Raw genomic sequence first — 13,695 nt, 5'->3', positions numbered from 1 at the left:
TAACTACGTCAACGTTGAGTGGATGATTATCGGCTTTATGGCGCTGGCTTTCTTCGGTAAAGGTATTGGTGCACTGGGCTGGGCGGTAATGGCAGACACGGCCCCCAAAGAGATTAGCGGCCTGAGCGGCGGCCTGTTCAATATGTTCGGTAATATCTCCGGCATCGTGACACCGATTGCTATTGGCTACATTGTGGGCTCGACGGGGTCGTTTAATGGTGCCTTGATTTACGTTGGGGTGCATGCGCTGATTGCTGTGGTGAGCTATCTGGTGCTGGTCGGTGATATTAAACGTATCGAACTGAAACCTGTCGCAGGACAATGATGATGACAACACAATCAAGCCCCGTTATTACCGATATGAAGGTCATCCCGGTGGCCGGGCATGACAGCATGCTGCTCAATATTGGTGGTGCGCACAACGCATATTTCACTCGCAATATTGTGGTTCTTACCGATAACGCCGGTAATACCGGCGTCGGTGAAGCGCCGGGTGGTGAAGTGATTTATCAGACTCTGGTTGACGCTATCCCGATGGTATTGGGTCAGGAAGTGGCCCGCCTGAATAAGGTGGTCCAGCAGGTACATAAAGGCAATCAGGCTGCCGACTTTGATACTTTCGGCAAAGGTGCCTGGACATTTGAGCTGCGCGTCAATGCGGTGGCGGCGCTGGAGGCCGCGCTGCTGGATCTGCTGGGCAAAGCGCTGAATGTACCGGTCTGCGAACTGTTAGGTCCGGGTAAGCAGCGTGATGCAGTGACTGTGCTCGGGTATCTGTTCTATGTAGGCGATCGCTGCAAAACCGATTTACCGTATCTGGAAAGTACGCCGGGTAAACATGAGTGGTATCAATTACGTCACCAGCAAGCGATGACCAGCGACGCGGTGGTGCGTCTGGCACAGGCGTCACAGGATCGCTACGGCTTTAAAGATTTCAAACTGAAGGGTGGTGTGCTGCCGGGCGAGCAGGAAATCGACACCGCTCGTGCGCTGAAAAAATGCTTCCCGGATGCGCGTATTACGGTTGATCCCAACGGTGCCTGGTTGCTGGATGAAGCCATCTCCCTGTGTAAAGGGCTGAACGATGTGCTGACCTACGCCGAAGATCCATGTGGCGCTGAACAGGGTTTTTCTGGCCGCGAAGTGATGGCCGAGTTCCGCCGCGCGACTGGTTTGCCGGTGGCGACCAACATGATTGCTACCAACTGGCGCGAAATGGGCCACGCGGTAATGCTGAATGCAGTTGATATTCCGCTGGCCGATCCTCACTTCTGGACGCTTTCCGGCGCGGTACGCGTGGCGCAGTTGTGCGATGACTGGGGCCTGACCTGGGGATGCCATTCTAATAACCACTTTGATATTTCGCTGGCGATGTTCACCCACGTCGGTGCGGCTGCACCGGGTAATCCAACGGCTATTGATACCCACTGGATCTGGCAGGAGGGTGATTGCCGCCTGACCAAAAATCCGCTGGAGATTAAAAACGGAAAAATTGCGGTACCCGATGCGCCCGGTCTGGGTGTGGAACTGGACTGGGATCAGGTGCAGAAAGCGCATGAAGCCTATAAGGCGCTGCCCGGCGGCGCGCGTAATGACGCAGGCCCAATGCAGTATCTGATCCCCGGATGGACTTTTGACCGTAAACGTCCCGTTTTCGGCCGTCACTGATTTTGAATAAGGACACGATAATGAGCGCACAATTTTCTACCCCAGTAGTGACCGCTATGCAGGTGATCCCGGTTGCGGGCCACGACAGCATGTTGATGAACCTGAGCGGCGCACATGCCCCGTTCTTCACGCGTAATATTGTGATTATCAAGGATAATTCTGGTCATGCCGGGGTGGGCGAAATTCCCGGCGGCGAGAAAATTCGTCAGACTCTGGAAGATGCGATTCCGCTGGTGGTGGGCAAAACGTTAGGTGAATACAAAAACGTACTGAATACGGTACGCAATACCTTTGCCGATCGGGATGCCGGTGGGCGTGGTTTGCAGACCTTCGATTTACGTACCACTATTCATGTGGTTACCGGGATCGAAGCGGCAATGTTGGATCTGTTAGGCCAGCACCTGGGGGTGAATGTGGCTTCCTTGCTGGGCGATGGCCAGCAGCGTAGCGAAGTGGAAATGTTGGGGTATCTGTTCTTCGTCGGCAACCGTAAAGCGACGCCGCTGCCGTATCAGAGTCAGCCGGATGAGAAGTGCGACTGGTATCGTCTGCGCCATGAAGAGGCCATGACCCCGGATGCGGTTGTGCGCCTGGCTGAAGCTGCGTATGAGAAATATGGCTTTAACGACTTTAAACTGAAAGGTGGCGTGCTGGCAGGGGAAGAGGAAGCGGAATCTATCGTCGCGTTGGCGAAGCGTTTCCCGCAGGCCCGCGTAACGCTCGATCCCAACGGCGCCTGGTCGTTGAATGAAGCGATCAAGATCGGTAAGTATCTGAAAGGATCGCTGGCTTATGCTGAAGATCCATGTGGCGCGGAGCAGGGGTTCTCTGGGCGTGAAGTGATGGCGGAATTCCGCCGCGCTACTGGCCTGCCGACGGCGACCAATATGATTGCTACCGACTGGCGTCAGATGGGGCACACGCTGTCGTTGCAATCTGTGGATATTCCGCTGGCTGACCCGCATTTCTGGACCATGCAGGGGTCTGTTCGCGTAGCGCAGATGTGTCATGAGTTTGGCCTCACCTGGGGTTCACACTCTAACAACCACTTTGATATTTCGCTGGCGATGTTCACTCATGTGGCGGCGGCTGCGCCGGGTAAAATTACGGCCATTGATACCCACTGGATCTGGCAGGAAGGTAACCAACGCCTGACCAAAGAACCGTTCGACATTAAAGGCGGCATGGTACAGGTACCAGCGAAGCCGGGTCTGGGTGTAGAACTGGATATGGACCAGGTGATGAAAGCGCACGAACTGTACCAGCAACATGGCCTGGGAGCGCGTGATGACGCGATGGGAATGCAGTACCTGATCCCGAACTGGACCTTCGATAATAAACGCCCATGCATGGTGCGCTAAGTGTTATGCCGGTTCTGACAGGAACCGGCACATCTCCAGGTGTATGATTAACAGAATCAACATGCGTAAGGACGGCTTATGAAAATAGTAATTGCACCGGATTCTTATAAAGAGAGTTTGAGTGCGCTTGAGGTGGCAACTGCCATTGAGCAGGGTTTTCGTGAGATCTGGCCTGATGCGGATTACGTAAAGATACCGGTCGCTGATGGTGGTGAAGGAACGGTCGAGGCGATGGTTGCCGCTACGGCGGGCCACCTTGTGCATGTTGATGTTACGGGGCCCCTGGGAAGTAAGGTACAGGCATTTTATGGGGTATCAGGAGATGAGCGCTCAGCGTTTATCGAGATGGCGGCCGCCAGTGGGTTAGAGCGAGTTCCGGCAGGGTTACGCGACCCGCTGAAAACCACCTCATGGGGGACCGGAGAGTTGATTCGCCATGCGCTGGATGCGGGTGTAGAACACATCATCATCGGGATTGGCGGTAGTGCGACCAATGATGGTGGTGCCGGTATGGTGCAGGCACTGGGCGCCAAATTGCTGGATGCACAGAATAACCAGATTGCACAAGGCGGGATCGGTCTGGAAGCGCTCACCAGGATCGATATTTCAGCGTTAGATAAGCGCCTTGCCACCTGTCGTATCGAAGTGGCCTGTGATGTCACGAATCCGCTGACCGGTAAAGAGGGCGCTTCTGCAGTATTTGGTCCACAAAAAGGGGCAACGCCAGAGATGATCACCCGTCTGGATAATGCGCTGACGCACTATGCACAACTGATTGCCCGCGATCTGGACGTTAACGTGCTGGATCTGGCCGGTGGAGGCGCTGCCGGAGGCATGGGAGCTGCACTGTATGCGTTTTGCGGCGCGCAGCTACGCCGTGGTATCGAGATCGTGACGGATGCGTTACACCTCGCCGACTGCGTTGCGGATGCAGACCTAGTTGTGACCGGGGAAGGGCGTATTGACAGTCAGACGATCCATGGCAAAGTCCCGGTAGGCGTAGCGAATGTTGCAAAGCGATATAATAAGCCCGTCATTGGTATTGCAGGCAGCCTGACGCCAGATGTTGGCGTGGTGCATGAGCATGGAATTGATGCTGTTTTTAGCGTGATTTATACCATTTGCACGCTGGATGAGGCGCTGGATAATGCGAGTGAAAATGTGCGGATGACGGCACGAAACGTGGCCGCAACGCTTAAAGCAGGACAGCAATTACGCTGAGTTGTAGGTCGGAGAAGGCGTTTACGCCGCTCCGGCGATGTGCCCGATGGCGCGACGCCTATCGGGCCTACGGTAAACAGCGAAACCTGTCGGCCGGATAAGGCGTTTACGCCGCATCGGCGAATATCACCCCAATATCCGTTTCGCTTCTCGCCCGACGTTGTCCATCTCATCAAGAAGCTCTAAAAACTCTGGTTCCAGATCTTCTTCTTTGGTCCCGCTACGTAACTGCTGTTCAATAAGCTGGCACAGGTTTTTCATGCGGGGAACCCCGCTGTAACCGCAGCTGCCGTGTAGTTTATGAATCAAATCCACCAACCCTTCAGGGTTTTCACCCACCAGTTGCTCTTCAATTCTGTTACGGACTTCAGGCAAGAAATCGATCAGCATTTGCAGCATATCCCGCGCCAGATCGTTTTTACCGGCAGCCTGTCTCAAAGCCAGTTGCCAGTCGAGGGTCGTATTCGGGTTGACCACGGGGTCAGGGGGGGCCGCCACGATAGCCCGGGCTGATGTGCCGGCACCGGGCTTATAGCGCAACAGCAAACTGTGCAATTTATCTTCTTCAATCGGCTTAGCCAGGTAGTCATTCATTCCGGCGCTGAGTAACTTCTCTTTTTGCCCTGCCATGGCATGTGCTGTTACCGCAATAACCGGTGTCTGCTGCTGGTGTGGAAGCTGATGGATCAGTTCGCAGGCACGAATACCGTCCATGTCTGGCATCTGAATATCCATCAGGATCAGATCAAACTGCATTTGCTTGGCTCTGTCCACCGCCTGCTGTCCGCTGTCGCACAGCTCGACGTGCTGAACCTTATCTTCAAGTAATGCGCCGATAAGCTTCAGGTTCGCCGGGTTGTCGTCCACCGCCATCACGGTCATCGCAATCTTGCTTTCATCTAACAACTGGCGTTCTGCACCCTGGTTCAGGTGGCAATATTCGGTTAACGCAGGCAGCAATCGGGTTGAGGTGAGCGGTTTTAACAGACATGCCGCCGCGCCGCCTTGCTTTAATTTTTCAGCGTTAATCTGCGCATGGCAAGGCAGCGCCAGCAACAGGAAATCGGTCATTGCGGCTGCGCTTGCCAGACGTTTATGCTGCATGGTGAGCGGCTCGTGGAAAGTGACGGGGACACCAAGTAGCAGGATATCGTAGTGTTCTGCCGGTAATGCAGAGAATGAAGGGCTGTAAATCACCTCCAGCGGCGTTTCACTCAAGATATCTAACGTGCATTGCGCGGCGGTAGCATTTGGTTCAACGTAAGCCAGTCGTTTTCCGGCCAGACAGCGGGTGGTTGAACGATCGCTGATAACATTAGGATTGAGATCAAGACTGATATGGAACCAGAAAGTGGAACCGCGATTGGGTTGGCTATGGAACGAGATATCCCCACCCATTTCATTGACCAGTTTTTGTGTGATCACAAGGCCAAGTCCGGTACCGCCGTGACGGCGCGAAATGCTGGCATCAGCCTGACGGAAAGCCTGGAACAGACGTGACTGATCGCGTTCCGGGATGCCAATACCGGTATCGCGGATTTGAACTTCAATCTGGACTTTGGTGTTACTGAGCGCGCGTTTTTCAACCAGAATGTCGATATTGCCGCTCTCAGTAAATTTGATGGCATTGCCGACCAGGTTGGTAATGACCTGTTGCAGGCGCAGCGGATCGCCAATCACATTGTCCGGAACGTCATTTTTAATATTCAGTGTTAGCTCCAGCCCTTTGTCATGGGAGGAGTGCGCTAACAGCGTTACGACGTCATCCAGTGTGCTGCGCAGCGGGAACGGTATGCTTTCCAGAATCAGTTTACCCGCTTCCAGTTTAGAGAAGTCGAGCACATCATTGATGATAGCAAGCAGGTTGTTAGCAGAGCGCTCAATTGTATTCAGGTGATCGCGCTGGGTGGTGTTGAGCTCGGTTTTCAGTGTCAGGCGTGTAAAGCCAATGACACCGTTTAGCGGTGTACGTAGCTCATGAGACATGTTCGCCAGGAACTCTGATTTAATACGTGCAGCTTCCTGGGCGCGTTTCTTTGCCAGATCCAACTCAACGTTTTGGATTTCCATCTGCTCCAGCGTTTCGCGCAGATCTGAAGTCGCCTGATCGATATTGTGCTGCATCTCTTCATGGTAGGCGGCGAGAGACATTGCCATCGAGTTGATGCCATTCTTCAGCATATCCAGTTCGCCCAACATGAAACCTTCCACGCGGCTATCGAGCTGACCTCTACGTATTCGGTCAACGGTATTCACCATGTTGCGAATTGGTCCGGTCACGTCGCGCATCAGACGCCAGCCGAAAATTAACGCAATGCCAATACAAAACAGCATCATGACGCTGGAGATAAAGATCTCTTTGTACTGCTGTAATCGCACGGACTTGAGGTCCAGCTCAAGCGCCACATACCCCAACATATTTTTGGTGTTTTTGGCATCGCTAACGGCAGATTCATCAGGTGAATAGCTTTCCGATATAATAGGGGTACGCAGGATCATGATATCCCCGTGCCGGGTTACGCTCAGCTTTCGCGGAAACGGCGATCCGGTAGCCAATTGCATCTCTGACGGATCAAGATGAAAGTTGGAGGTGACGAACAGTTGGTTATTTTCGTCATAGACGGAAATTGCCCGCACAATATCGGAATGGCGACGATGCAACACGCTGATAAGCTGGCCGATGGATTCCCGGTTTTGCAAGTTCATGCCGTATTCGCTGGAAACCGCGAGTGGCTCGATGATGCTGGCACCAGCATCTTCCAGTTGACGCTGCAAGTCGTTATAGCGATGCACAACAAAAAAGATACTGAGCAGCAAACCTATCAGGACGGTCGGGGCCAGGATCAGAATCATCATGCGTGCGCGCAGGCTGTAGTTGGTCATGGAGTTCCGTTATGGGACAATTAGGGTCACACTGTTAAATAGAGAAATATCTCGTCGATGGCGCAATTCTACTCTGCAAAACGACGCGTGACGACGCGTCAGATCATAACCGTTACCGTCAATGACCTTGATTCTTTTGGTCAGGGCGTTGCTCGTCATAACGGGAAAGCCCTGTTTATACCGGAATTGCTGCCTCAGGAAAGCGCAGAAGTGGTGATAACTGAAGATAAAAAACAGTTCGCCCGCGCGCAAGTCAAACGTCGTTTAAACGACAGTTCGGAACGTGAAGTGCCACGTTGTCCACATTTTGGGGTCTGTGGTGGCTGTCAACAGCAGCACGCCAGCATCTCGTTGCAGCAGCGTAGCAAAAGTGCAGCGTTATCGCGTTTAATGAAATGTGAGGTGACAGAAGTTATCGCCGATACCCCGTGGGGCTATCGACGCCGCGCGCGTTTAAGTCTGAACTATCGCTCGAAAGAGCAGCAATTGCAGATGGGATTTCGCAAGTCCGGCTCCAGCGACATTATTGATGTGAAGCAATGCCCTATTTTGGTGCCCCAACTTGAGGCGTTGCTGCCTGAAATTCGGGCATGCCTGCAGAGTCTGCAGGGGCTGCGTCACTTGGGGCATGTCGAATTGGTGCAGGCTGGAAGTGGAACTCTGATGATTTTGCGCCACACCGCACCATTGAGTGCCGCGGATAAAGAAAAACTGGAACACTTTTCGCATTCTCAGGGACTGTCTTTGTTTCTGGCTCCGCAAAGCGAGATACTGGAATCAAATTCAGAAGAATCGCCCTGGTATGATTCAAATGGACTACGTTTAACCTTCAGCCCGCGTGATTTTATCCAGGTCAATGAAGGGGTAAACCAAAAAATGGTTTCCTGTGCGCTGGAATGGCTGGATGTGCAGCGAGAGGACCGGGTGCTCGATTTGTTCTGTGGTATGGGGAATTTTACGTTGCCGTTGGCCGTACGAGCAGCGAGCGTTGTGGGTGTTGAAGGTGTCCCTGCGCTGGTGGAAAAAGGCCGGGAAAATGCGCGGAATAACGGACTACACAATGTGACATTCTTTCATGAAAACCTTGAAGAAGATGTCACCAAACAACCATGGGCAAAAAACGGATTTGATAAAGTATTGCTCGATCCTGCGCGTGCGGGGGCTGCCGGCGTGATGCAACATATTATAAAGTTAAACCCTGGCCGCGTTGTTTATGTATCCTGTAATCCTGCTACGCTGGCTCGTGACAGCGAAGCGTTACTCAATGCAGGATATACCGTTCGGCGACTGGCGATGCTCGATATGTTCCCGCACACTGGACATCTGGAATCGATGGTCCTGTTTGAGCGTTTGTAATGAATTTTATACCCATTGGATTTCGGGTTGTAATGCAACGTGAAAGACAATGGGTACGGCTTGTCGACTTCGACAGGCCATGCCCCTTAAGGAGAGGACGATGGTTGCGGTAAGAAGTGCACATATAAATAAAGCTGGTGAGTTTGATCCTAAGAAATGGATCGCGAGTCTTGGGATCTCCAGCCAGCAGTCGTGTGAACGCTTAGCCGAAACCTGGGCGTATTGCCTGCAGCAGACACAGGGGCATCCGGATGCGGATCTGCTGCTGTGGCGTGGCGTCGAAATGGTGGAAATACTCTCCATGCTGAGCATGGATATCGACACGCTGCGAGCGGCGATGCTGTTCCCTCTGGCGGATGCCAATGTGGTGAGTGAAGACATCCTGCGCGAGAGCGTAGGCACGTCAATCGTTAACCTTATCCATGGTGTGCGTGATATGGCGGCGATACGCCAACTTAAAGCCACGCATACCGATTCAGTCTCTTCCGAGCAGGTCGATAACGTTCGTCGCATGCTGCTGGCAATGGTCGACGACTTCCGCTGCGTGGTCATCAAGCTGGCGGAACGTATTGCCCATTTGCGAGAAGTGAAAGACGCACCGGAAGATGAACGCGTACTGGCGGCAAAAGAGTGCACCAATATCTATGCCCCGCTGGCCAACCGATTAGGCATCGGGCAATTAAAATGGGAGCTGGAAGATTACTGCTTCCGTTACCTGCACCCGGCTGAATACAAACGTATTGCCAAGCTGCTGCATGAACGTCGTATCGACAGGGAACATTACATTGATGAATTCGTCGGTCATTTGCGCTCAGAGATGAAAACGGAAGGCGTCAAAGCCGAAGTTTACGGACGTCCGAAGCACATCTACAGCATCTGGCGCAAAATGCAGAAAAAGCAGCTGGCTTTTGACGAACTGTTCGATGTGCGCGCGGTGCGTATCGTGGCTGAGCGTTTACAGGATTGCTATGCCGCGCTGGGGATTGTGCATACTCACTATCGCCATCTGCCTGATGAGTTCGATGACTACGTTGCCAATCCAAAGCCTAACGGTTACCAGTCAATCCATACGGTTGTGCTGGGGCCTGGCGGTAAAACCATTGAAATCCAGATCCGTACCAAACAGATGCACGAAGATGCCGAGCTGGGTGTTGCCGCGCACTGGAAGTACAAAGAAGGTACTGCTTCAGGCGCGGCGCGCTCTGGTCATGAAGACCGCATTGCGTGGCTGCGTAAACTGATAGCCTGGCAGGAAGAGATGGCGGATTCCGGTGAAATGCTGGATGAAGTGCGTAGCCAGGTCTTTGATGACAGAGTTTACGTCTTTACGCCAAAAGGGGATGTTGTGGATCTGCCTGCAGGCTCCACGCCGCTCGATTTTGCTTATCACATTCACAGTGATGTGGGGCATCGTTGCATTGGCGCGAAAATTGGCGGGCGCATCGTACCGTTTACCTATCAGCTGCAGATGGGTGATCAAATTGAAATCATCACCCAGAAACAGCCAAACCCAAGTCGTGACTGGCTAAATCCTAACCTGGGCTACGTGACGACCAGCCGGGGGCGCTCGAAGATCCACGCCTGGTTCCGTAAACAGGATCGCGACAAAAACATCCTGGCGGGCCGCCAGATCCTCGATGATGAGCTGGCGCATTTAGGTATTAGCCTGAAAGAAGCGGAAAAACATCTGCTGCCGCGCTACAGCTTCAATGAGCTGGATGAGCTGCTGGCGGCGATTGGCGGAGGAGACATCCGCCTCAACCAGATGGTGAACTTCCTGCAGGCGCAGTTTAATAAACCAAGCGCTGCCGAACAGGATGCCGCCGCGCTGAAACAACTTCAGCAGAAAACGCAGGCGCCGCAGAGTCGCCGAAAAGACGACGGTCGCGTGGTGGTTGAAGGGGTGGGTAACCTGATGCACCACATCGCTCGCTGCTGCCAGCCGATTCCCGGCGATGAGATTGTCGGGTTTATCACCCAGGGACGCGGTATTTCCGTCCACCGGGCGGATTGCGAACAGCTGAATGAACTGCGCTCGCATGCGCCGGAACGTATTGTTGACGCGGTTTGGGGCGAAAGCTACTCGGCAGGGTATTCGCTGGTGGTTCGCGTCCAGGCTAACGATCGCAGCGGCTTGTTACGTGATATCACGACGATTCTTGCCAACGAAAAGGTGAACGTGCTGGGGGTTGCCAGCCGGAGTGATACCAAACAACAGTTGGCCACCATTGATATGACCATCGAAATCTATAACCTGCAGGTACTCGGACGTGTGCTCGGCAAGCTGAACCAGGTGCCGGATGTGATCGACGCACGCCGTCTGCACGGTAATTAATTATTTTGTAGGCCGGATGATCTTGCAGGCCTGATGGCAACGCGTCAGCGTTGCCATCAGGCATTGCTATATCGCCGGATGTTGGCTGTCGCCTTATCCGGTCTACTATATTGAAATTTCAGGATATTCCAATGAACCAAATCGATCGACTGCTCGGTATTATGCAGCGCCTGCGCGACCCGGAAAACGGTTGTCCGTGGGATAAAGAGCAGACATTCGCCACTATTGCTCCTTACACCCTCGAAGAAACCTATGAAGTACTTGATGCCATTGCGCGCGAAGACTTCGACGATCTGCGTGGTGAATTAGGCGATCTGTTGTTCCAGGTGGTGTTTTACGCCCAGATGGCACAGGAAGAAGGGCGCTTCAACTTTGATGATATCTGTGCTGCGATAAGCGATAAGCTTGAACGCCGCCACCCGCATGTTTTCGCAGATGTTTCTGCCAGTAACAGCACCGAGGTGCTAACCCGTTGGGAGCAAATCAAAACCGAAGAACGTGCCGAGAAGTCACAACATTCCGCGCTGGACGATATTCCCCGTAGTTTACCGGCGCTAATGCGCGCCCAGAAAATCCAGAAACGTTGCTCAAATGTTGGCTTCGACTGGAAAACATTAGGGCCGGTTGTCGACAAGGTTTACGAAGAGATTGACGAAGTCATGTTCGAGGCGAAGCAGGCTGTCGTTGACCAGGCTAAACTGGAGGAGGAAATGGGCGACCTGCTGTTTGCCACGGTCAATATGGCCCGTCATTTAGGGACAAAAGCAGAGACTGCTTTGCAGAAAGCGAATGAAAAATTCGAGCGCCGTTTTCGTGAGGTTGAGCGAATTGTGGCTGCTCGCGGTCTGGAAATGACAGGTGTTGATCTGGAAACAATGGAAGAAGTCTGGCAACAGGTAAAACGACAGGAAATTGATCTCTAAGGGATTTCGTCGGTCAAGGGCGATTTGTGTGATTTTTTAAATAACAAGCGCTTGATTTACGTCAAAAACATTTACCCCAAAGGGGCTATTTTCTCACTCCCGATGTTAATGTGAGCCTGGTGAAGAGGAGGAATAATGAAAGTTTGTGGCGCTCGTCATGTTCGGGTATACTACTTTCCCGTCTTGGTAATTCCATCGTTTCACCCTAACTTCTCAGGTCCAGCATGACAACGAACTATATTTTTGTGACCGGCGGGGTCGTATCCTCTCTGGGAAAAGGCATTGCCGCAGCCTCCCTGGCAGCCATTCTTGAAGCCCGTGGCCTCAATGTAACCATGATGAAACTGGATCCGTACATCAACGTCGATCCAGGTACTATGAGCCCTATCCAACACGGGGAAGTGTTCGTTACCGAAGACGGCGCTGAAACCGACCTGGACCTGGGTCACTATGAGCGTTTCATTCGTACGAAAATGAGCCGCCGTAACAACTTCACCACCGGTCGTATCTACTCCGACGTTCTGCGTAAAGAACGCCGTGGCGACTACCTGGGCGCGACCGTTCAGGTTATCCCGCACATCACGAATGCCATTAAAGAACGCGTTCTGGAAGGCGGCGAAGGTCATGATGTTGTTCTGGTTGAAATCGGCGGAACCGTTGGGGATATCGAATCTCTGCCGTTCCTTGAAGCGATTCGCCAGATGGCCGTAGAAATTGGCCGTGAGCACACGTTGTTTATGCATCTGACGCTGGTTCCGTACATGGCGGCGGCAGGTGAAGTCAAAACTAAACCGACTCAGCACTCGGTAAAAGAGCTGCTTTCTATCGGTATTCAGCCAGATATCCTGATTTGCCGCTCCGATCGCGCAGTTCCGGCTAATGAACGTGCAAAAATTGCATTGTTCTGTAACGTTCCGGAAAAAGCGGTGATTTCTCTGAAAGATGTCGATTCCATCTATAAAATTCCGGGCCTGTTGAAATCTCAGGGCCTTGACGATTATATTTGTAAACGATTCAGCTTGAACTGTCCGGAAGCGAATCTGTCAGAATGGGAACAGGTTATCTACGAAGAAGCGAATCCGGCAGGCGAAGTGACTATTGGTATGGTCGGCAAGTACATTGAACTGCCGGATGCCTATAAGTCAGTTATCGAAGCGCTGAAGCACGGTGGCTTGAAGAATCGTGTCACCGTCAACATCAAGCTGATTGATTCGCAAGATGTCGAAACGCGCGGCGTTGAGATCCTGAAAGGTCTTGATGCAATCCTGATCCCTGGCGGCTTCGGCTACCGTGGTGTTGAAGGTAAAATCGCGACAGCGCGCTTTGCGCGTGAGAACAATATTCCTTATCTGGGTATTTGCCTGGGTATGCAGGTTGCGTTGATTGAGTTTGCTCGTAACGTCGTGGGAATGGACAACGCCAACTCCACAGAATTTGTGCCAGACTGTAAGTACCCGGTGGTGGCCCTGATTACTGAATGGCGTGATGAAGACGGCAACGTCGAAGTCCGTACCGAGAAGAGCGATCTGGGCGGCACAATGCGTCTTGGTGCGCAACAGTGTCAGCTGAGCGATGAGAGTCTGGTTCGTCAACTGTACGGTACGCCGACAATTGTTGAACGCCATCGCCACCGCTACGAAGTCAACAATATGCTGTTGAAACAGATTGAAGCTGCGGGTCTGCGTGTTGCAGGCCGTTCCGGTGATGATCAGTTGGTCGAGATCATTGAGGTACCGAATCATCCGTGGTTCGTGGCCTGTCAGTTCCACCCGGAATTTACTTCCACGCCACGTGATGGGCACCCGCTGTTCGCCGGCTTTGTGAAAGCCGCCAGTGAACATCAGAAGCGTCAGGCGAAGTAAGAAGTAAAAAGTTAGAACGGCAATGCACCCATCAGGGTGCATTGTTTGTCTGGAGTTTTAGTTTAACTTGTACTGAGGAAAACCTA

Annotated in this window: 8 protein-coding genes and 1 pseudogene; 8 read left to right on the top strand and 1 reads right to left on the bottom strand. The window is 52.7% G+C overall.

Annotated elements, in window-relative coordinates; translation table 11 throughout:
• From JTI85_RS17665 to JTI85_RS17650, 4 genes and pseudogenes are all read left to right on the top strand, one after another.
• Positions 1 to 325, top strand: a pseudogene (locus tag JTI85_RS17665) (MFS transporter); the annotation flags it as partial.
• Between the two features lie 2 nt (positions 326 to 327).
• The gene (locus JTI85_RS17660) at positions 328 to 1,668 is read left to right on the top strand and encodes an enolase C-terminal domain-like protein (protein ID WP_061068485.1); all 1,341 of its coding nucleotides are present in this window, start codon (positions 328 to 330) and stop codon (positions 1,666 to 1,668) included.
• A gap of 20 nt (positions 1,669 to 1,688) precedes the next feature.
• Complete coding sequence (gene gudD, locus JTI85_RS17655) at positions 1,689 to 3,029, top strand: glucarate dehydratase (protein WP_200044846.1); 1,341 nt, start codon at positions 1,689 to 1,691, stop codon at positions 3,027 to 3,029.
• A gap of 78 nt (positions 3,030 to 3,107) precedes the next feature.
• A complete protein-coding gene (locus tag JTI85_RS17650; RefSeq protein ID WP_115601557.1) occupies positions 3,108 to 4,250 on the top strand; it encodes a glycerate kinase in 1,143 nt (380 codons plus the stop codon).
• A 126-nt stretch (positions 4,251 to 4,376) separates the two neighbouring features.
• On the opposite strand, the gene barA is transcribed toward JTI85_RS17650, so the two are convergent.
• The gene (gene barA / locus JTI85_RS17645; RefSeq protein WP_048213074.1) at positions 4,377 to 7,133 is read right to left on the bottom strand and encodes a two-component sensor histidine kinase BarA; all 2,757 of its coding nucleotides are present in this window, start codon (positions 7,131 to 7,133) and stop codon (positions 4,377 to 4,379) included.
• Between the two features lie 57 nt (positions 7,134 to 7,190).
• On the opposite strand from barA, the gene rlmD reads away from it, so the two are divergent.
• The 4 genes from rlmD to pyrG all read left to right on the top strand — a co-directional run bounded on the left by rlmD (position 7,191) and on the right by pyrG (position 13,609).
• On the top strand, positions 7,191 to 8,489 hold the full coding sequence (gene rlmD, locus JTI85_RS17640) for a 23S rRNA (uracil(1939)-C(5))-methyltransferase RlmD (RefSeq protein WP_061068481.1): 1,299 nt from the start codon (positions 7,191 to 7,193) through the stop codon (positions 8,487 to 8,489).
• Positions 8,490 to 8,589: 100 nt separating this feature from the next.
• Positions 8,590 to 10,824 (top strand): GTP diphosphokinase, encoded by a 2,235-nt coding sequence (gene relA / locus JTI85_RS17635; RefSeq protein WP_048213072.1) that lies wholly within the window; start codon positions 8,590 to 8,592, stop codon positions 10,822 to 10,824.
• 131 nt (positions 10,825 to 10,955) lie between these two features.
• On the top strand, positions 10,956 to 11,747 hold the full coding sequence (gene mazG / locus JTI85_RS17630; protein WP_048213071.1) for a nucleoside triphosphate pyrophosphohydrolase: 792 nt from the start codon (positions 10,956 to 10,958) through the stop codon (positions 11,745 to 11,747).
• Between the two features lie 224 nt (positions 11,748 to 11,971).
• Positions 11,972 to 13,609, top strand: coding sequence for a glutamine hydrolyzing CTP synthase (gene pyrG / locus JTI85_RS17625; RefSeq protein WP_005130912.1), 1,638 nt, complete (start codon positions 11,972 to 11,974; stop codon positions 13,607 to 13,609).
• Positions 13,610 to 13,695 lie beyond the last annotated feature (86 nt).

The sequence above is a fragment of the Citrobacter sp. Colony219 genome (assembly GCF_019382635.1).
In the GTDB taxonomy this organism is placed as follows: domain Bacteria; phylum Pseudomonadota; class Gammaproteobacteria; order Enterobacterales; family Enterobacteriaceae; genus Citrobacter; species Citrobacter youngae.
This window is presented reverse-complemented; position numbering and strand designations above follow the sequence as displayed.